Source organism: Sphingomonas sp., assembly GCF_036388215.1.
Taxonomy (GTDB): Bacteria; Pseudomonadota; Alphaproteobacteria; order Sphingomonadales; family Sphingomonadaceae; genus Sphingomonas.
Genome location: NZ_DASVSH010000009.1, coordinates 44,699 through 64,791, shown reverse-complemented (window position 1 = coordinate 64,791; position 20,093 = coordinate 44,699). Strand labels below are relative to the sequence as shown.

Here is a 20,093-nt window from a genome sequence, read left to right as displayed (position 1 = left end):
CGGGGGTCTTTTCAAGGGGAGGTAGAGGATGGCGAGTTCGGCAGGAAAAGCGCAAGCCGGCGAGATGCGCGAGCTGACGGTTCGCGCGGTGCTGCTCGGCGGGATCATCACCTTGGTGTTCACCGCCGCCAACGTCTACCTCGGCCTCAAGGTCGGCCTGACCTTCGCGACCTCGATCCCCGCCGCGGTGATCTCGATGGCGGTGCTGCGCTGGTTCCGCTCCTCCTCGATCCTCGAGAACAATATCGTGCAGACGGTGGCGTCCGCAGCTGGGACGCTTGCGGCGATTTGCTTCGTGCTGCCCGGGTTGGTGATGATCGGCTGGTGGCAGGGCTTTCCCTATTGGACCACGGCGTTGATCACCGGGCTCGGCGGGGCGCTCGGCGTGCTGTTCTCGGTGCCGCTGCGCCGCGCGCTCGTGACCGGATCGACCTTGCCTTATCCCGAGGGCGTCGCGGCTGCCGAAGTGCTCAAGGTCGGCTCCAATTCGAGGTCCGGCGATGCCGAGAACTCGCGCGGGCTGCGCACCCTGATACTGGGCTCGCTCTTCTCGGGGGGCTTCGCCTTGCTCGCCAAGATGAAGCTCGTCGCCGAGGAAGCTGGCAAGAATTTCGCGGTCGGCGGCACCGCCACCGGCTGGTCGGCGAGTTGGTCGATGCTGCTGATCGGCGTGGGCCACCTCGTCGGCATTTCGGTGGGCGTGGCCATGCTGTTCGGCATGCTGATCGCGTGGACGGTGCTAGTGCCCTATTTCGCCTCCACCGCCGATTTCACTGGCCCTATCGATGCGATCGTCAGCGGGACCTTCCGCGGGCAGGTGCGCTTCATCGGCGCCGGGACGATCGGAGTCGCCGCGCTCTGGTCGCTGCTGCGCATCATCGGGCCGATCATCTCAGGGCTGCGCTCGTCACTCGCGGCCTCGCGCGCCCGCAAGAGCGGCGAAGCGCTGGACATAACCGAGCAGGACTTGCCGATCAGCATCGTGGCGTTGATCACTGCCCTGGTCCTGGCTCCTATCGCGTGGCTGCTCTGGGATTTCTCGACTGGAGGTCCGGTGCACGATTATCCGCTCGCGGTGATCGGCGGCACGCTGGCTTATATCTTCGTGGTGGGCATCCTGATCGCGGCGATCTGCGGCTATATGGCCGGGCTTATCGGCGCGTCGAATTCGCCGGTTTCGGGCGTAGGCATCCTGGCGGTGCTCGGCGCGTCGCTGCTGCTCGTGCTGATCTTCGGCCAGCAATCCGATCCGGCCAACACCAACGCGCTGATCGCCTATGCCCTGTTCACCACCGCGATCATCTTTTCGATCGCGACCATCTCGAACGACAACCTCCAGGATCTGAAGACCGGCCAGCTCGTCGGCGCCACGCCGTGGAAGCAGCAGGTCGCCTTGATCATGGGTGTAGTGTTCGGTTCGCTGGCGATTCCGCTGGTGCTCGATCTGCTCAAGAACACTCTGGGCTTTGTCGGCATGCCCGGCGCCGGACCCAATGCGCTGGCCGCGCCGCAGGCGGCGCTGATCTCGTCGATCGCCAAGGGCGTGCTCGGCGGCGATATCAACTGGAATCTGATCGCGCTGGGCGCCGGCATCGGCGCGGTCGTCATCCTGATCGACGAGCTGCTGGGCAAGTCCGGCAAGATGCGCCTGCCGCCGCTCGCAGTCGGAATGGGCATCTATCTGCCAATGGCGCTGACTCTGCTGATCCCGATCGGCGCACTGATCGGGGCTCTCTACAACAAATGGGCCAGGCGCCAGGCGAACCCCGAGTTCGCCGAGCGTATGGGCGTATTGGCTGCGACCGGGCTTATCGTTGGCGAGTCGCTGTTCGGCGTCGCCTATGCCGGCATCCTCGCTTGGGCGAACCGCGATTCCCCGCTCCCGCCAAACGATGCCCCGCTGGCGATCATGGGTCCCGAGTTCGAGCACATCGCACTCTGGATCGCGCCATTCCTGTTCTTCGGCCTGATTGCGTTCGCCTATTCGCTGACCCGCAAGATGGTCCGCAGCGCACCGCCGGCGTCGGAACCGCCGATCGACCAGGATATCGCGAACTACCGCTAGGTCGAAGATGCATCGAGTGGAGACCCTCCCCGCTGCCTTTGCACGTTATAGCAAGGTTGGGGGCGTGCTCGAATTCGCGGCATTCGACGATGCCGAGGATAGCGATGACGAGGCGATTACTGCAATCCGCGCGGCTCTCGGAGAACCGAGCGACTTCGACGCCGAAGCATTGCGCGCGATAGGAAATCGCGATCTCTTCCGCGCTGACTTCCTCGGTGACCGCTGCGATCTCGCTAGCCGCAAGCTCATCCGTCGGGGAACTTGGCGGACGACGGACGGTAAAGAGCTCGTCGATCCGCCGCTCGTGACCCTAGACAAGATCCGGATTTCGACCGGCGGGGTGGGGATGCCGTTGCCCGGGGATGGCGGCGATTTCGCGCGTGCCTTTGCTGAGCCACCCTATGGCCTCAAGGCGCAGCCGAGCGAGGTCCAAGCACTCTTCGATGAGATTCACGATTTCCTTCTGCCCCGCCGCGAGCTGCATCTGATCCGCGACTGGGCCAGCCCGCGCCTGCCCGAAGTTTCGTGCTACTTCCGTCATGGCATGGAGTGGTGGGGCGTATTCCACTTTACCATCTATCAGCCGCTCCGCCGGCGCGTCATCGCCATCGCCGGCTCAACGACGAACTAGCATTCAGCCCATCTGATCCAGGATCGACTGGATCGGCACGAAGGCGAACGCGACCGAGCTGTCGGCGACGCCATAAGGAATGAACAATTTGTTCCGGTGGCGGATGGCGCCGCAGGTGTAGACCACGTTCGGCACATAGCCTTCGCGGTCCTGATCCGCGGCGGCGAGCAGGGGCTCTTTAGAGCGCGCGATCACCTTTGAGGGGTCATCCTTGTCGAGCAGCGCCGCACCGATCGAATATTTACGCATGGCGCCCACGCCGTGCGTTAGCACCAGCCAGCCCTGATCGACTTCGATCGGTGGACCGCAATTCCCCATCTGGACAAGCTCCCAGGGATATTCGGGCTTCATCAGCATCTCGCCGCCTTCCCAATTGGTCAGCGTGTCCGATGTGTGGAGGAAGATGTTTTCGCCATCCTGCCGGCCGAGCATCATATATTTGCCGCCCACCTTGCGCGGAAACAGCGCCATGCCTTTGTTGCGCGCGGCGCTGCCGCTCATCGGCACCAGATCGAAGCTGCGCCAGTCCTTGGTGCGCATCAGCTCGGACTGGATCACTGATCCATTATAGGCAGTGTAAGTCCCAATCCACTCGTCGGTGCCGTCGTCATGCCGGAAGTGGCAGATGCGCAGATCCTCCAGCCCGTTCGATTGCGCCTTGGTGATCGGGAAGATGACGGTGCCTGAGAGTGTCGAATCGCGGTGCCGAAACACTGTGACAGGGCCTTCGGGCATTTGGTCTTCGTCCTCTTCGCGCGCATCGGCGGCAGTCGCGAAGGGCGGTTCGGGCGCCAGGGTGAGTTCGTTGCGGTCGGTGATGATCCCCTCGCGGAAGGCGACCGACGAGATATGTCCCTCACCCACAGCGCGCAACGACATCAGGATGCGCAGGCTCCCGCGCGGCATACCTGACTGGTCGTAATGCGGCACCGCGCTCGGATTCATCAGCGCGGCGGCGGCATAGCTGTATTCGTGGCAGAAATAGGCGCCGATCAGCTGGCGCTTTTCGTCCCCGATCTGGGCGCCGTCGAGCTTCAGCAAGCCCTCGATCTCGTCATAGCGCGTCATGAACACGCGGCGCGTCTGCCAGTGCCGCGCCTCGAAATCCTTGAGCACGACTTCAAGCTGGTGGCGCGCCTCCGTCGGCGACATCTGAAGCACATTGGCAACCAAGCGCTCGCTGCGGCTCGGCCCGGAGCCGTTTGAGGCCCAGGCGATGTGGAAGGGCCGCACCACAACCCGCGACGGATCGGCCCGCAATCGCAGTTCGTGAGTGAACAGGTCCAGCATCGCATCCCCCGGAAAGCCGCATCATGACCGGCTAACCCTCAGGCGACGGCACGCTCCGGTCCTGCCACGATTTTCGCGGACTTTGAAAGGGCGGAAATCGCGCAATTCGCGAGCTGGAGAGCCAGAATCGACTCCGCGCCCTGATTGCGGTTCAATCCATGCGGCATCAGCCCGTCGAAGCAGCCGCCATCCTTCGCGGTGGCGAGCGGCATTTCCAGGTCGTTGGCGCCGAGATACCAGCGATAGGCGCGCGTGGCTTCGTCGATCCAGCGCTGATCGCCACTCACCGCATGTGCTGCGGCGCACGCCTCCACCGTCGCTTGAGCCTCGAGCGGCTGCTGATCGAACATCAGCGGCGCTGCATATTCGCGCCCGAAGCTTTCAGTGCCGACGGCGCGGAAGCGGCCCTCGGGAGATGTCTGGCGCGCGACGATCCATTCGAGAGTCTCCAGCCCGACACGGACGAACTCGCCGCGGCCCAGCGACTGCCCGGCGCGAAGCAACGCCTCGGGCAGGCGGGCATTGTCATAGGCCAATACGATCTCGAACCAGCTCCATTCGGGGCGGCGAGCGCCATCGAGAAGTCGGATCAATTCGCTGCCGAATCGATCGAGGATTTCGCGGCAAAGTGCGTGGCCCGGATGTGCCTCAAGCATTGCTGCTGCGCCGAGCATCGCAAACGCGCGAGCCCGGGGAGAACCAAGATCGAGCGCGATCGTCGCCGTTTCATCGAACAGGGCCGAAGCCCAATCACGATGCTTTTGGGCTGCGGCGTCGCGCGCGGTTACGCCCAGCGCCCAGAGCGCGCGGCCGTTGGAATCCTCCGATCCGACCTCTTCGCACCAGGTCCGATCGAAGTTCATGAAATTGCGGAACCGGCGCTGGTCGGGGTTCCAGGCATATTGGACGAATGCGCCGAATACCGTCGTCCATTTGTCACGCAGCGTCTCGTCGATATCGTCGATCTTGCTCATGAGGATGAGCGCGCGGGCATTGTCATCGATGCAATAGCCGTGGCGGCGATCGGGGACCGAATAGATCGAATGCTGGAGCATTCCGGTGGCGTCGCTCATGCGCTCGACTGCGGCGAGATCGGGCTTGAGGGTTGCCAGCTCCGCCGATTTCTTGATCAGGCGACTCGGCTGGGCAGAGATGATGTTCTTGAATTCGCGCATTGCATGCTCGCTCAGCGCCGACCACAGCATCGTGCGGCCACGGGCATAAGCGCGCTTCGAAAGGGCGTGGAGTTCCGCAGGGTCAGAAAGCAGCTTGGCGATTTCCCGGGCAAAGCCTGCGCTGTCGCCGAAATCGACCAGCACGCCATGCCCGTCCGCAAGGATCTCGGTTGCATGGACATAGGGCGTGGAGACCACCGCCTTGCCGATGCCCACCGCGTAAGACAGCGTGCCCGAAGTGATCTGGGCGGGGTTGCTATAGGGTGTCGCATAAATATCGGCGGCCTGAAGGTAATCGATCAGGTCGTTGTGCTCAACGAAAGCGTCGATGAACCGGACATGGCCAGCGACGCCCCTGTCCGCAGCGAGCGCCTTCAGCCGATCTCGATAGGCTTCGCCTTCATGCGCCACGAGATTGGGGTGCGATGCGCCGAGCACGACATAGAGCGCGCTGGCGTCTTTTTCGACGATGGCGGGCATCGCCTCGATCATCGTCTCGATGCCCTTGTTGGGTGCGAGCAGGCCGAAAGTGAGGATTACGTTGCGGTCTTCCCAGCCGAACGCGCTCTTGAGCTCATCGGGATCGGCAAAGGCGCGATCGGGAACGCCGTGCGGTATCATAACGACCTTGCGCTCTTCGACGCCATGGACGCGCTTCAGGATATCGCGGCCGCGCTCGGCCATTACGATAACGCGCGACGAACGGCGCAGCAGCGCTTCCATCACGCGGCGCTCCTCGGCGCTGGGACGCTCAAGCACCGTATGCAGCGTGGAGATCACCGGAATCGACAGCCGGTCAAGCAACGCGATCAGGAATTCGCCCGCCGGCCCGCCATAGATGCCATATTCGTGCTGCACCCACAGCGCTTGCGCCCCGCTGGCTTCGATAGCGCGCGCGGCATCCAGATAGGCTGCGCGCTCATGCTGGGGGATGGCAGCGGTTACCGCGTCGGGATAGTCGTACCGGCCGGGATGATCGTCCATAGCATAGACATCGACCTTAAGCTGGGGATAGCGGAGCTTGAGCGCATCATGGGTATCGGTCGTGAAGGTCGCAAGGCCGCATTTGCGGGGCAGGAAGTTGCCGAGTAGCGCTACATGCTTGATGTCGGGATCGATCATCAGGATTTTCGTCCTTCTCGCTAACGCACATTAAATACAAAGCGGTGGGGCGTGAACGCCTGCTTTCCCCTTCCAAACTCTCTTTTATTAATATGGTTGCATGCATGCTGCATTGCAACATGAAAAGCTGCGGCAAGACGTTATTAATCTGACGTTCAGCCGCGCCCGCGATATCCTGGTACGTCCTGGGGGGGCACCCAGACGCCCATCGGCGGCTCGCCTGATTGCCAGAACACGTCGATCGGAATGCCTCCGCGCGGATACCAGTAGCCGCCGATGCGTAACCATTCGGGCTTCATCTCGTCGAAAAGCCGCTGCCCGATCCCAACGGTGCAATCCTCGTGAAACGCCCCGTGATTGCGGAATGCGCCCAGGAACAGCTTGAGCGACTTGCTCTCCACGATCGTCTCGGCGGGCACATAATCGATCACCAGATGCGCGAAGTCCGGCTGCCCCGTGATCGGGCACAGCGAAGTGAATTCGGGCGCGGCGAAGCGCACCAGATAGCGGCTGCCTGGCCGCGGATTGGGCACATAATCGAGCTCGGCCTCTCCGGGCGTGGCCGGGAGAGTCGAACTCTTGCCGAGATGCTTGGCGTCCATTGCCGCCATGTAGTCGTTTGCGCGGGCCATTGCATCCCACTAGACCGACGCCATGGACGGCTTGGTGACGACCGAATGGCTGGCGGATTCGCCGCAAATACTGGTGCTCGACGCCACCTATAGCTCGACCGTGCCCGGATCGTCGCCAAGGGACCCGCGCGCTGAATTCGAGACCGAGCATATCGCCGGCGCCTGCTTCCTCGACCTCGACAGCCTGATCGACGAGACCAGCCCGCTTCCCTCGACCATGCCGACCATCGCAAAAATCGCCGAGCGGCTACGCTCGCTGGGCGTGGATACCGAGACGCAGATCGTCGTTTATGACAACAGCCCGCACCACACCGCATGCCGCGCCTGGTGGATACTGCGCTTGGCGGGCGTGGATGTCGCCTTGCTCGATGGCGGGATGGCGAAGTGGAAGGCGGAGGGTCGTCCCCTCGAAAGCGGGCCGCATAACGCCCGGCGCGGCGAATTCGAGCCGCGCGCGCCCAAGGCGCATGCCCGAAGCCTGGAAGAAATGAAGACGACCAAGGAGCAGATCGCCGATGCCCGCTCTGCCACGCGCTTCACGGGCGAGGAAAAGGACCCGCGCGCCGAAGTCGCCGCCGGCCACATCCCCGGATCGAGGAACATCCCCTATCCGCTCTTCTTCAACCCCGATCGTAGCTGGAAGCCGCTGGCCCAAATCCGCGCCGTGTTCGAGGATAACAACATCGACCTCGCGCGACCGCTGGTCACCACGTGCGGCTCGGGCATCACCGCCGCCATCCTCGCCTTCGGCGCGCACCTGCTCGGCAACGAAGCCGCGCTTTACGACGGCAGCTGGAGCGAATGGGGTTCACGGCCCGACACCGCCAAGGCATTGGGCCCCGCATGAGCGACAACGAGAAGCCAGCGACCCGGGTTGTAAGCGCCGGCCGCCGCAAGGAGTGGACGCAGGGCATCGTCAATCCGCCTGTATGGCGCGCATCGACGATCCTGTACGACGATGTCGCGGCACTGCGCGCCAACAACCGCGCCGACACGCACCACACGCTGTTCTACGGCCGCCGCGGTACGCCGACCCAGTGGTCGCTCGCCGAGGCGCTGACCGAGCTTGAGCCGGGCGCCGAGGCGACATTGCTCTATCCCTCGGGCGTGGCCGCGATCGCCTCGGCATTGCTCGCGGTGCTTTCGCCAGGCGACCACCTCCTCGTGCCCGACAGCGCCTATGATCCGACCCGCAGCCTGGCCAATGGCCTGTTGCGCAAGTTCGGGATCGACACGACCTTTTACGACCCGCTGATCGGCCAGGGCATCGCAGCGCTCTGCACCGAAAATACCCGCGCCATCCTGCTTGAGACGCCCGGCAGCCTCACCTTCGAAGTGCAGGACGTGCCCGCCATCGTCGCGGTGGCCAAGGCGCGGGGGATCACCACGCTGATCGACAACACATGGGCCACGCCGCTGCTGTTTCCCGCGATCCGGCTCGGCGTCGATTATTCGATCCTCTCCTGCACCAAATATGTGGTCGGCCATTCGGACGTGATGCTCGGATCGGTCACGGCCGCACAGGGCAAATATGCCGCGCTGCGCGACGCGACCTATCAGCTTGGCCAGACCGCCAGCCCCGACGATGCGTGGCTCGGCGCGCGGGGGCTGCGCACCATGGCGGTGCGGCTGAAGCAGCATGGCGAGGCGGCCTTGCGCATCGCCCAATGGCTCAAAGGACGAAGCGAAGTGGCCCGCGTGCTTCATCCCGCCTTGCCGGATTGCCCCGGTCACGAATTCTTCGCCCGCGATTTTCGGGGGGCATCAGGGCTGTTCTCCTTCGTATTGAAAGGCGGCGATGAGGCCGCCCGCGCGGCGCTGATCGACGGGCTCGAACATTTTGGAATCGGCTATAGCTGGGGCGGGTTCGAAAGCCTCGCCATTCCCGCCGACCCTCAGAAAATCCGCACCGCAACTGCGTGGCAAGCAGAAGGGCCCCTGGTGCGGCTCCAGATCGGGCTGGAGGATCCGGACGATCTGATCGCCGACCTCCAGGCCGGGCTCGCGCGCTTCGCCGGGGTGCGGGGCTGATGCAGCGGATCGGCGAGTGGCTCGCGGGCTATGGCCTGCCTTCCCCGGGCGAGATCAGCGAGGCCGGCGTGGCGGCGGCGCTCGCAGTCGTGGCGCTGGCGGTCGGCTGGCTCGCCGGCCGGCATCTTGGCCTGCGCGTCACCGAGCTTCTGGCGAAGCGCGCCGGCGGCGCCGGCGAGGGGCTGGGGCCGCGGATGAACGGCATCTTCCGCCACGGCGTCGCCGCCTTGCTGCTGGCAGTCATCCTCGCGGCCTGGCCGTGGCGACCGCTTGCAGACCTGGGGCTGGGGCTGGCCTGCGGCGCCGCGACCGCCATGCTCGTCGTCGCCATGCTGCGCGGGCTGCATTTGCCGCGCTGGGCGGCCTGGACCCTCGCCCTCCTGGCTTTCATGGCGATCCTCAGCCAGGCTATCGGCGGGCTCTCGGTGGTCGAAACGACGCTGGACCGCGTCGGCGTTCAGGTGGGCGCGCGGCGCTTCACCTTGCTCTCCGCGCTGACCTTTGCGGTTACCCTGCTCCTGCTGTTCGCGGGCTTCCGGCTGATCAACCGGGTGCTCGCGCATTCTATCCAGCAGGCGCGTGGCTTCGATCCGACCCAGAAACTGCTCTTCCAGAAGCTGGCGAGCATCGGCGCGCTGCTGCTCGCCTTCTTCATCGGCGTCGATCTGCTCGAAGTCGATCTCACGGCCTTCGCGGTGTTCTCCGGCGCGCTGGGCCTCGCGGTCGGCTTCGGGCTTCAAAAGACCGTGGGCAATTTGATCGCGGGGATCATCCTGCTGATGGACCGCTCGATCAAGCCCGGCGACGTGATCGTGGTGGGCGACAGCTTCGGCTGGGTGAACAAAATCGGCGTCCGCGCCGTCAGCGTCATCACGCGCGACGGCAAGGAGCATCTGATCCCCAACGAAATCCTGATGACTCAGGAAGTGGAGAACTGGTCGTACACCGACCGCAACGTACGGGTTCGCATTCCGGTGACGGTCTCCTATGATTGCGATCTCGCCAAGGCCCAGGAGCTGATGCTCAAGGCAGCGGCGGACAGCCCGCGGGTCCTCAACAGCCCCAAGCCCAATGTGTGGCTGATGGCCTTCGGCGAAAATGGCGTCGAGCATGAGGTTCTGGCCTGGATCAGCGATCCGGAGAGCGGGGTGGGCAATGTGCGCAGCGACGTGCTCAACCGGCTCTGGCTGATGTTCAAGGAAGCGGGGATCACGATTCCGGTCCCTCAGCGCGAAGTGCGCGTGATGCGGGACGAAACGAAAGGTTAGGCTAAGGTTAGGCCAACGCGCGGGTTTGCGCGGCCTAGCTTCGCACCTTTCCCGTGAATCGTGAACAAGCGTGCCCTACTCGCGAACGATGTTGCGCGGTGGATTGCAGGCGTCCGGACAGTTCAAAGAGCGGATTCGACCCTAGCGGAATCGCATCGTGTAGGACAGCCCGATGCGCCGGGCCGCACGCCTTCCTATATCGCGGGCTAGCCAAGGAGGCCGCATGGACCGCCCGATACCTTCCGACATCGTCGAGCAATGGATGACTCACCTTCGCCTCCAGCGAAGCCGCGCCCGCGACATGATCTGGCTGATCGAAAAGGGCGCCACGCTCCACGACGGCCGCGACGGCCATATGATGCACGACGCGACCCAACGCTGGCTGGAGGAACAGCGGCAAGTGGTGGCGGATGTGGACCGGCTGGTGGGGCTTTATGATGGGATCAATGCCTGAACCTGTCAGTCGCGCCGGCCCAAATTCTTCAGGCAGCGGACGAGATGCGCGTCGAGCGCCAGCATATATTCCGCCCCGGCCTCCGCTCGGAAGGTGATCAGATCGCTGCCGCCTTTGGCTCGATTGCAGGGGCTGCACGCGAAGACCAGATTGTGGAGATAGTTCATGCCCCCGTGCTTCCGGGGGCGAAGATGATCGCGGGTGCACATGTGCGATAGCGGCTGCGGCGGCATCCATGTCTTGCAGTGGAAGCAATGTGCGCCGAATTGCTCGAAGGCGAGGCGAAGCGCGGAAGCCGCACCCAACTCACGCTTTTCCTTCGCGACGATGTAGAGCGGAACGCCGTTCCCATCGATCCGCACGAACTTGATCGCGTTATAGGGCTTCTTTCCTGCCAGCGGATGCGCCGCAATTATGGACTGGAGCCTTCCCATCCGAAATGCGTACCGGCCAAGTCTTGAAAATCGGTTCCGCCATTGCGCTCTCGGCGGCGGCGTCCCTAACTAGGCACCGTGCCGCCCTCCCCGATTACCGCCCGCATAGCCCAAGGCGTCGCCGCCGTCCCCAAGGCCGACTGGGACGCATGCGCCGGCTCGGGCAATCCCTTCGTCTCCCATGCCTTTCTCTCGATTCTCGAGCGTTCGGGATCGGTCGGCCCGCGCGCCGGCTGGCAATCGCTGCCGATCGTGATCGACGGGGCGGATGGTGCGCCCGGCGCGATCGCGCCGGCTTATGCCAAGAGCCATTCGCAGGGCGAATATGTCTTCGATCATGGCTGGGCCGATGCATGGGAGCGGGCGGGCGGGCGTTACTATCCCAAATTGCAGATCGCGGTGCCGTTCACGCCGGTGCCGGGGCCGCGACTGTTGTTGCGCGACGAGAGCTTGGCGCCCGCGCTGATCGGAGCGATCGAGGCGGTGACCGAGCAGAACGGGCTGTCATCCGCGCACGTGACGTTTCTGGATGAGGGTCAATTGCCGTGGTTCGAGGCGGCGGGATGGCTATTGCGGGCGGGGACGCAGTTTCACTGGCACAATCAGGGCTATGCGGGCTTCGGCGATTTCCTCGCGGCGCTATCCAGCCGCAAGCGCAAGGCGATCCGCAAGGAGCGTGCCGCCGCGCTCGAAGGACTGACCGTCCGGCACCTGACGGGCGCGGAGATCACCGAGGCGGATTGGGATGCCTTTTGGGACTTCTATCAGGACACCGGCAGCCGCAAATGGGGGCGACCCTATCTCACGCGCGAATTCTTTTCGCTGCTGGGGGCGGAGATGGGCGAGCGGGTGCTGCTGATCTTCGCGGAGCGCGAAGGCTCACCCATCGCGGGCGCTCTCAATCTGATCGGCGCGGATGCGCTATATGGCCGCTATTGGGGGTGCCGCGAGGATGTGCCCTTTCTCCATTTCGAGCTTTGCTATTACCAGGCGATCGAGGCGGCTATCGCGCGCGGGCTCAGTCGCGTGGAGGCCGGCGCGCAGGGCGAGCACAAATTGGCGCGCGGATATGCGCCGGTCACGACCTGGTCGGCGCATTACATCCCCGATCCGGGCTTTCGCCGGGCGGTGGCCGATTTCCTCGTCCGCGAGCGCGAAGCGGTGGAGAGCGAGCAGGAATATCTGGGCGAATTGATGCCGTTTCGAAGAGACCGTTAGAGGTTTCGGCGCTTAGGTCGATCCATCCCCCGCTCACCCTGAGCTTGTCGAAGGGCTCCATCCGCAGGCGATTCCCCGGGGGATTGCACCCTTCGACAGGCTCAGGGTGAGCGGGGGTGTATGATCACACCCGGTGCAATGTTGCTCTACCGCTCACTCAGGCGACATCGAGTTGCGGACTTCGTCCTCGGGCGTGGCGGCGAGCGGCCGGGGCCTGGGCAGGTTCTGCGGGGCCCAGGGCGGCGGATCGACGCTGTGGTCGATCTTGAACAGGCTGCTGGTGCCCCCGCGCCAGATCGGGATCAGGCCCTGTTCCAGCCGCTTGTCATAAGCGGGCGGGCGGATGATCCAGACATAATCGAAGGCGTCTCGCGGCAGCTTGGCGAGCATATAGGCCACCGGGCGCCAATATTCGCGCGGGCATTGCACGTCGGTCACGATCTGCGACGGATCGTGCACGAAGCGGCGGCGGATGTCTCCGCGCGGCTTGTCGCTCTGATAGCGCACGGTGAGCAACTGGCCGCCAGCCATCGACCATTGATCGTTGGTATAGGCAAGCTTGCGCTCCAGCGCGAGGCCGGGAATGTGCTGGAGGCGCGTCATCCGCCATTCGTTATAGCAGGTCTCCCCGACGAAACTGACCAGCCGCGCGCCCTGGGGCAGATGCTCCAGCGCCTTCAGTTCACGATCATAGGCGCGGTCGTACAGCGCGAAGCTCCAGGTGGTCGCGGCGATCCGCACCGTGAAAAAGGCCATGCCGAGCATCGCCACCGTCGCCGCGCCGCGGATCGACAGCCCCGGCTTGGGCCGGATCGCGATGATGCCAATGGCGAGCAGGAAGGGCACCAGCCGCATGTCTGCATAAGCGGAGCCGAAGACGATGCGGGGCAGGAAGATATACACCGCGAGCAGGAAAAGGCCGGAAAGCGCCAGATTGCGCGAATATTGGATGTTCGGATCGCGCACCGCCTTGAACAGCAGCAGGAAGAGCACCCCGACGCTTGCGATATCGAACAATTGCCAGCGATCGCGAAAGACCTGGACGACCCACAGGATCTTGGCCCGCCAATTGAACATGTCGGCGGTCTGGCCCCCGACATGCCCGCCGCTCCGCCATGCCACCATCAGCAGCGCGGGCGGAATCATGGGCAGGCAGTGGAGCCCGGCATGGAAAGCGGGCTTGATCCAGGCATTGACCAGATCGGCATGCCATGGTTTGCCGGAACGCACGCGCAGGTCGTGCTGGCGGATCAGCTCGGCCGAGAACGCCAGCACGCCGAGCACCCCCCAGCCAAAGGTATGCGCCACCCAGATCGCGCAGGAGATCGGCACGAATACGATCGCGCGCAGCACCAGGCGCCCTGTGCGCGCCATGCGCAGCCACAGGCCGAAAGCGAGCAGCGCCAGCGCCATCGACAGCGCGAAATTGACGAAGCCGAAATGGAATGGATAGGCATAAGCCAGCGGCAGCGCGAACAGGGCGGTGGCCGGAATGCGGCCATGCACTTCGCGCGCGATCCACAGCAGCCCCGCGACGGTCATCGCGGGGATCGCGATGACGATCAGCTTCACCGCGAGCTCCAATCCGAAGACCTTGGAGAGCGGGATGATGAGCAAGTCCACGCCCAGATTGCCCATCAGGCTCCACTGGAAATTATACCATTCGCGCAGGTGCGGGAACTGATCGTAGACCAGTTGCACGCGGTAGCGCCCCATATGGCCAGGCAGATCGACGAGCGGAGGAACGTCGGGCCAGAGCAAAGGCACCGCCGCGAGGAACGTGCAAAGCGCCACGAACCACCGTGTCTGCCACCAATGCAGCGCTTCGCCCCTGTCCATTACCGGCTTCTAGGCGCGGGGCGGCAGCTGCTGCAAGCGGATGCTTTGTTTGCGGCCGGCCTTGCCGAAGCAAACGTTTATCGGATCACTTTCCAGACTAGCACGGGCGAGCCCGGGATCTTAACAGGCTGAAGCCAGGCGAAGCGGTCGCCGCGTTCGAGCCTCGCCCAGAAGCCTTGCGGCGCGGCGGATTTGTATATCTCGGTCTCGTTCGCGCCGGGACAGCCGACGACATAGGCCGCGCCGCTGGCCATGACGGAGGCGCGCGCGGCTTCGGGAGTGCCCAGGAAAGTCGCGAGCACGCGGCGGATCGATTCTGAATTGCGATGATAGCCGCTGCCGATCGCGCTGTGCGGCGTCCAGGCGAGCAGGTTCGGCGTCGCGTCGAGCGGCGCGAAGAGCCTGGATTTGGGCAGCGCTGCCAGATCGGCGATTTCGCGGCCCTGATAGCAGGGGGGCACCGACATTACGGCGATCTGCGTATCGGCGGGAGTGGTGGCGCTCACCGGCATGCCGAACAAGGCGCTGGCGATCAGCCCGGGCGTGGCCGCCAGGAACGCGCCCGCCGTGGCGAGCGTGCGCAGCGGGATGCCGGGCACTGCGCGGGCGCGGGTGAGCAGGGCGTGGAGCAGCCAGGCGCCGCCGGGAAGCGCGAGCGCGTTGGCAGTGGCGCCGGTGCGGATGATAAGGATCGAGAGCGCGAAGGAGAGGCCGGCGAGGGCGAGCATCATCGTCCAGCGGGCGCGATCCTCGCCCTCGCTTGCGCGCCAGGCGAGTGCCCCGCCGATCAGGCCGACGATGGGGAAACTGATCGTCATCAGCGCCCAAGGCAGCACCTGATCCCAGAGCGGAAGGCCTTCGGAGACGTTGCGGTACCACAGATTGTAGACCAGCGGATCGAGCGTGCCGAACGGCCCCTTGGCGCACAAGGGGGCGTTGACGACCAGCACGGCGAGCGCGGCGGCTCCGGCTGCGGCAAGCATCGCCAGCCGGGGGAGGATGCCGGTGCGCGGCACGAACATCGCGGCGCACGCGCCGAGCGCGCCGACCGCGAGCGCGGCGATCCACACGGGGGCCACGGCGTCGCAGGCGGAGGCCATGATCGCGGGGCCGCGCATGGCGACGTGCAGGACCGAGACGCCCGCGACCAGCATGGCGAGCGCGGCGACTGCCTGTTCGCGGCGGGTGGAATCGAAAACCCAGGCGAGCAGCATCACGCCGAGGATCGCGGCGGTGATCGGCAGCCCTTCCAGCGATACGGTGAGCAATGCCGCCAGCGCCAGGCCGGCGAGCACGCCCGAACGTGCGTTGGGCTTGCCGAGCAGCGCGACGACCGCCGCCACGGCAAGCGCCACCTGCCAGCCATGATGGTCGATCCGCATCGGGCGAAGCTGATAGACGAGCGGCACCGACAAGGGCGCGAGGAGCACGGCCATTTTGGCCCGCTCGATCCCCGCGACGCGGCGCGTGAGTTCGGCGCCGAGCGCGATGACGATGAGCAGGGTGGCCAGCGGCACGCCAGCGAGCGCGATCCGCTCGGCCCACCAGGCGCCAACGAGCGGCTTGAATATGATCATCACCAAGGCGAGGGGCAGATCGACCAGCCGCGACCAGTGCATCGCGAAATTGCCGCCCCACAGCCGATGCTGGCTGACATCCCACCAGCTTTGGCCCGCGAGCCAGTCGCGGACCTGGAGCAGGCGCATCGCGTCGTCGGGATCGGGGAACCACAGATGCGCGATCCCGCGGATCGAGACGAGCGTCAGGACGAGCGCGGCGACGCTCCAGCCGATAAGAACGGTCGGCCAGAGACGCTCACGAGTCATGCGGCCCTCAATTTCTCCGGAACGAGGCGTTCTGATGCCAGAGCGGCCTGTTCGCCTTCGTTACCGCTCTCGTGATATTCGGCATCCTCGTTGACGTTCCACACGTCATAGGCGCGCGCGCCCAGCTCGATATTCCTGACCGTGAGCATCGCGGTCATCATCGCGTGATCCTGATTGTTGTAGCGATGCATGCCGTTGCGGCCGACCATGTGGAGCGTCGGATAGCGCTCCTCCAGTTCGCGGCGCAGCACATCGACATTGTCGCGATAGCCCTCGTCATAGACCGGATAGGCCTTTTCCTGGCGCACCACCGCGCCGCCCGTGACGGTGGCGGGATCGGCCAGGCCGAGCATATGCAGCTCCTTGGTGGCGAGGGCGATCAGGTCGGCATCGGACGAATTCCACAGGCCATCGCCTTCGAAACAGAAATACTCCAGGCCGACACAAGCGATGCTCTCGTCGGGCACCATCTCGGGCGACCAGGAGCGGAAGTTCTGGACGCGGCCGACCTTCACGCCCTGTTCGTGGATGTAGATCCAGTTATCGGGGAACAGGTCCTCGGAGCGGATCATCAGCGCGACAGTGAGGAAGTCGCGATAGTGGAGGTCCATCGCCGCGGGGATACTCGCGGGCATCGGCTGGATGCGCCCCGCCAGCTCGCGCATCGGAGCGGAGGAAATAACGTGCGCGGCGTTGATCGTGACGATGTCCTCGCCATGCGTCGCCTGGACGTTCCATCGCCGGGTGGCCTCATCGAAGCGCATCGCCTTTAGCGCATGATCCATCAGCACGCGATTGCCGCCCTCGACCACGCGGTCGCGCGCGGCGTCCCACATCATGCCGGGACCCTTTCGCGGATAGCGGAAGCTCTCCAGCAAGGTCTTGGTTTCCATGCCGTTATTGGGCTTGCGGTTGAGCCCGAGCGAGCGCTTGAGCCCGTCGATAACGGCCTTGCCGAGGCTGAGGCCCTTGATGCGCTGCGCCGCCCAATCCGCCGACATCGTGTCGCACGGCATGCCCCAAACCTTTTCCGTATAGGTCTTGAAAAAGATCGAATAGAGCTTGTGGCCGAACTGGTTGACCACCCAATCCTCGAACGATTTCACATCTTTCTTGGGGAAGGCCTTCGCCTTGGCATAGCTCGCCATGCAGAGCGTGGAGGTCCACAGCCCCAGATTGAAAAGAGCCTCGAAGGCGCGCAGCGGATAGGAATAGAATTTGCCGCCATAGAAGATGCGGCTCATCCGCGGGCGCTCGATGAAGTCGTTCGGAAGCAGCTCGTTCCAGAGGTCCACGACTTCCTTCGATTTCGAGAAAAAGCGGTGCCCCCCGATATCGAAGCGGAATCCCTGATGCTCCACAGTGCGGCTGATCCCCCCGACATAGACCGGGTCCTTCTCGATCACGCTGACCGAATAGCCGGCTTTCGTGAGCAGATAGGCCGCGGTCAGCCCGGCCGGGCCCGCGCCGATGATCGCGACGTCAACGGCGTTCGTGGAAGCGGGCATCCTGGCATTTCCCCCATGGCATGTGCACGGGACGGAAATGAAGAGAGAAGGATAATGTTGGGTTAACGGGAGGCCAAAGCGGCGTTATCATTGCCGATAGATTGGGGGGAAACATGGCTGCCATCGCAGAACCGACCGCGGCGCCGGCCAAGCCGATCTCGGCCGATACCTTCGAACGCATATTGGCGTTAGGCGCGCTCCTGTTGCTGGCGGCGGCGCTTACCGCCTTGGCGCGGGGTTATTCCGAATGGGGCCGCGTGCCGTGGCAGGTCTGGCCGCATCTGGGTACGATCCTGATCGCGCTGGCGCTGACGCCAGTGATGCTGTTGCGCCGCCGCGGCGACCGGAAGCACCGCTTGCTTGGCAGGATCTGGGTGATCGCGATGCTCGCCACCGCGTTGCTGAGCTTCAACCTACGGCTGATCAACCGGGGCGATTTCAGCCTGATCCACTTGCTCTCGGCATGGACACTGATCCAGGCGCCGCTGATATGGTGGTCGGCGCGCACCCACCGAGTCACGCTGCACCGCCGCACGGTACGCGGGATGGTCACGGGCGCGCTGCTGATCGCGGGCTTCTTCACCTTCCCCTTCGATCGCCTGCTCGGGCATTGGCTGTTCGGGTGAATCAAGGTCAGGGACTCGACCGCTTGGCTCTCTCGGCAAGAAAGGGTGGATGATCAGCAATCTATCTCCGCCAATTTTCTTCAGCCTGCTGCTCACCTGTTGTGCGGCGGGCGACGCCCCCGTCGCGCCTCTTGCGTGGAAAGAACTGGCCGACGGCAGCAAAGTCGCGACTGCTCCTTATGATCGCGCGAACGAATCAGGCGGCACCGTGCGCTGTTGGCCTATTTCCGGAATGTTCGATTGCCTCTCTGTCTTCGAAGGCACGTGGCGGGAGGCGATCCGCAAGCGATACACGGCCTTGCCCGCGCAAATTGGATCCCAGCTTGATCGTGCCGTTGCAGGCAGCGGCTATCGGTGCAGCCTCGAAGCTGATGGCGGCGGATACCAGGAAGAGATCAGAAATGAGAACTCGGCCAAACTGATCGGCCACGTCTACACCGACATCAGCGGTAACGAGCCCAATTGGTCCCGCGATTACGTGGAGGCCTATATGCGCGACAACGCCCTAGCCGCGATCACTCTCTACTTCGACTGCGCTTATGTTCAGGACGCGCTGCGTAACGGCTCGATGGCGACGCTTGGCACCACCAGCATCGCCTTTGATAAACTGGCGGGAAATGCCTCCCGATAACCTCAGCCCTCGCGCCGCCCCAATAGCCGCAGTCGCAATGCGTTGAGCTTGATGAACCCGGCGGCGTCGCGCTGGTCATAGGCGCCCTGGTCGTCTTCGAAGGTGACGACCTTTTCGGAATAGAGCGAGAAGGGCGAGCGGCGCCCGGTGACGATCACGCTGCCCTTGTAGAGCTTCAAGCGCACGGTGCCCGTCACCTTCTCCTGGGAATAATCGATCGCGGCCTGAAGCATCTCGCGCTCGGGGGCGAACCAGAAGCCGTTATAGATCAGCTCGGCATAGCGCGGGGCGAGCTCGTCCTTGAGGTGCGCGGCGCCGCGGTCGAGGGTGATCTGCTCGATGCCGCGATGCGCGAGATGATAGATAGTGCCGCCCGGCGTCTCGTACATGCCGCGCGACTTCATGCCGACGAAGCGGTTCTCGACCAGATCGAGCCGGCCGATGCCGTGCTTGCGGCCAAGCTCGTTGAGCGCCGCCAGCAATGTCGCGGGGGACATCGCCTCACCGTTCAGCGCGACACCGTCGCCGCGCTCGAAATCCACCGTGATGGTCTCGGGCGTGTCGGGCGCGTCCTCGGGATTGACGGTGCGCGAATAGACATAATCGGGGACTTCCTGCCACGGATCTTCGAGCACCTTGCCCTCGGACGACGTGTGCAAAAGATTGGCGTCGGTCGAGAACGGCGCTTCGCCGCGCTTGTCGCGCGCGATCGGGATCTGGTGCCTTTCCGCGAACTCGATCAGCCGCTCGCGGCTGGTGAGGTCCCATTCGCGCCAGGGCGCGATCACCTTGATGTCGGGATTGAGCGCGTAATAGCCGAGCTCGAAGCGCACCTGATCGTTGCCCTTGCCCGTCGCGCCGTGGCTTACCGCATCAGCATTCACCTGACGCGCGATCTCGATCTGCCGCTTGGCGATCAGCGGCCGCGCGATCGACGTGCCGAGCAGATACAGCCCCTCGTACAATGCATTGGCGCGCATCATCGGGAACACGAAGTCGCGGACGAACTCTTCCTTGAGATCGTCGATGAAGATGTGCTCGGGCTTGACCCCGGCCATCTGCGCCTTGCCGCGGACGGGCTCGAGTTCCTCGCCCTGGCCGAGATCGGCGGTGAAGGTCACGACCTCGCAATTATAGGTCTGCTGGAGCCATTTCAGGATCACGCTGGTGTCCAGCCCGCCCGAATAGGCAAGGACCACCCGGTTGATGCCGGCTTCGCCGGCGGGACGGCTGATCTGATCGGACATGGCTTCGACTCCGGGCTTTCGGGAACCGGCGCGCTCTAGGGTCCGATGCGCGAGCGTGCAAGCCGGGCTCCCCTGTCAGGCATTGTCACTTGCGGC

Annotated in this window: 17 protein-coding genes; 9 read left to right on the top strand and 8 right to left on the bottom strand. The window is 64.4% G+C overall.

Annotation, left to right across the window (positions count from 1 at the left end; genetic code table 11):
* Nucleotides 1-28 precede the first annotated feature (28 nt).
* Together VF617_RS03440 and VF617_RS03435 are read left to right on the top strand one after the other, a co-directional pair.
* Nucleotides 29-2,065 carry an OPT family oligopeptide transporter gene (locus VF617_RS03440; protein WP_331013460.1) on the top strand — a complete coding sequence of 679 codons (2,037 nt, stop codon included), beginning with the start codon at nucleotides 29-31 and terminating at the stop codon, nucleotides 2,063-2,065.
* A gap of 16 nt (nucleotides 2,066-2,081) precedes the next feature.
* Nucleotides 2,082-2,696, top strand: a complete 615-nt coding sequence (locus VF617_RS03435; RefSeq protein WP_331013459.1) for a hypothetical protein — start codon at nucleotides 2,082-2,084, stop codon at nucleotides 2,694-2,696.
* Nucleotides 2,697-2,699: 3 nt separating this feature from the next.
* On the opposite strand, the gene VF617_RS03430 is transcribed toward VF617_RS03435, so the two are convergent.
* The 3 genes from VF617_RS03430 to queF form a co-directional block, all read right to left on the bottom strand.
* Nucleotides 2,700-3,986 carry a glycoside hydrolase family 130 protein gene (locus tag VF617_RS03430; RefSeq protein WP_331013458.1) on the bottom strand — a complete coding sequence of 429 codons (1,287 nt, stop codon included), beginning with the start codon at nucleotides 3,984-3,986 and terminating at the stop codon, nucleotides 2,700-2,702.
* Between the two features lie 38 nt (nucleotides 3,987-4,024).
* The gene (locus VF617_RS03425; RefSeq protein ID WP_331013457.1) at nucleotides 4,025-6,283 is read right to left on the bottom strand and encodes a glycosyltransferase family 4 protein; all 2,259 of its coding nucleotides are present in this window, start codon (nucleotides 6,281-6,283) and stop codon (nucleotides 4,025-4,027) included.
* A 155-nt stretch (nucleotides 6,284-6,438) separates the two neighbouring features.
* Nucleotides 6,439-6,915, bottom strand: a complete 477-nt coding sequence (gene queF, locus VF617_RS03420; RefSeq protein ID WP_331013456.1) for a preQ(1) synthase — start codon at nucleotides 6,913-6,915, stop codon at nucleotides 6,439-6,441.
* Nucleotides 6,916-6,937: 22 nt separating this feature from the next.
* On the opposite strand from queF, the gene VF617_RS03415 reads away from it, so the two are divergent.
* The 4 genes from VF617_RS03415 (at nucleotide 6,938) to VF617_RS03400 (ending at nucleotide 10,668) form a co-directional block, all read left to right on the top strand.
* Entirely contained in the window at nucleotides 6,938-7,762 is an 825-nt protein-coding gene (locus VF617_RS03415; protein ID WP_331013455.1) for a sulfurtransferase, read from the top strand.
* Nucleotides 7,759-8,946 carry a cystathionine beta-lyase gene (gene metC, locus VF617_RS03410; RefSeq protein ID WP_331013454.1) on the top strand — a complete coding sequence of 396 codons (1,188 nt, stop codon included), beginning with the start codon at nucleotides 7,759-7,761 and terminating at the stop codon, nucleotides 8,944-8,946. The genes VF617_RS03415 and metC overlap by 4 nt, the downstream gene beginning before the upstream one ends.
* Nucleotides 8,946-10,214 (top strand): mechanosensitive ion channel family protein, encoded by a 1,269-nt coding sequence (locus VF617_RS03405; RefSeq protein ID WP_331013453.1) that lies wholly within the window; start codon nucleotides 8,946-8,948, stop codon nucleotides 10,212-10,214. Before metC ends, VF617_RS03405 begins: the two co-directional genes overlap by 1 nt.
* A gap of 223 nt (nucleotides 10,215-10,437) precedes the next feature.
* Nucleotides 10,438-10,668: a hypothetical protein gene (locus tag VF617_RS03400; RefSeq protein ID WP_331013452.1), complete on the top strand. Its 231-nt coding sequence runs from the start codon at nucleotides 10,438-10,440 to the stop codon at nucleotides 10,666-10,668.
* Nucleotides 10,669-10,673: 5 nt separating this feature from the next.
* Here VF617_RS03400 and VF617_RS03395 read toward each other — a convergent pair whose 3' ends face one another.
* Nucleotides 10,674-11,102 (bottom strand): HNH endonuclease signature motif containing protein, encoded by a 429-nt coding sequence (locus VF617_RS03395; RefSeq protein WP_331013451.1) that lies wholly within the window; start codon nucleotides 11,100-11,102, stop codon nucleotides 10,674-10,676.
* 78 nt (nucleotides 11,103-11,180) lie between these two features.
* Between VF617_RS03395 and VF617_RS03390 the strand changes: the two genes are divergently transcribed.
* Entirely contained in the window at nucleotides 11,181-12,320 is a 1,140-nt protein-coding gene (locus tag VF617_RS03390) for a GNAT family N-acetyltransferase (RefSeq protein ID WP_331013450.1), read from the top strand.
* A gap of 153 nt (nucleotides 12,321-12,473) precedes the next feature.
* On the opposite strand, the gene VF617_RS03385 is transcribed toward VF617_RS03390, so the two are convergent.
* From VF617_RS03385 to VF617_RS03375, 3 genes are all read right to left on the bottom strand, one after another.
* Nucleotides 12,474-14,159 (bottom strand): hypothetical protein, encoded by a 1,686-nt coding sequence (locus VF617_RS03385; protein ID WP_331013449.1) that lies wholly within the window; start codon nucleotides 14,157-14,159, stop codon nucleotides 12,474-12,476.
* A gap of 77 nt (nucleotides 14,160-14,236) precedes the next feature.
* Nucleotides 14,237-15,985: a hypothetical protein gene (locus VF617_RS03380; protein ID WP_331013448.1), complete on the bottom strand. Its 1,749-nt coding sequence runs from the start codon at nucleotides 15,983-15,985 to the stop codon at nucleotides 14,237-14,239.
* Nucleotides 15,982-17,493, bottom strand: coding sequence for an NAD(P)/FAD-dependent oxidoreductase (locus VF617_RS03375; RefSeq protein ID WP_331013447.1), 1,512 nt, complete (start codon nucleotides 17,491-17,493; stop codon nucleotides 15,982-15,984). The genes VF617_RS03380 and VF617_RS03375 overlap by 4 nt, the downstream gene beginning before the upstream one ends.
* Nucleotides 17,494-17,606: 113 nt before the next feature.
* Between VF617_RS03375 and VF617_RS03370 the strand changes: the two genes are divergently transcribed.
* Nucleotides 17,607-18,119, top strand: a complete 513-nt coding sequence (locus tag VF617_RS03370; protein WP_331013446.1) for a hypothetical protein — start codon at nucleotides 17,607-17,609, stop codon at nucleotides 18,117-18,119.
* Between the two features lie 49 nt (nucleotides 18,120-18,168).
* Nucleotides 18,169-18,750, top strand: a complete 582-nt coding sequence (locus tag VF617_RS03365; RefSeq protein WP_331013445.1) for a hypothetical protein — start codon at nucleotides 18,169-18,171, stop codon at nucleotides 18,748-18,750.
* A gap of 2 nt (nucleotides 18,751-18,752) precedes the next feature.
* Here the strand turns inward: VF617_RS03365 and VF617_RS03360 are convergent, their stop codons facing one another.
* Nucleotides 18,753-19,997 (bottom strand): argininosuccinate synthase, encoded by a 1,245-nt coding sequence (locus VF617_RS03360; protein ID WP_331013444.1) that lies wholly within the window; start codon nucleotides 19,995-19,997, stop codon nucleotides 18,753-18,755.
* Nucleotides 19,998-20,093: the final 96 nt, after the last annotated feature.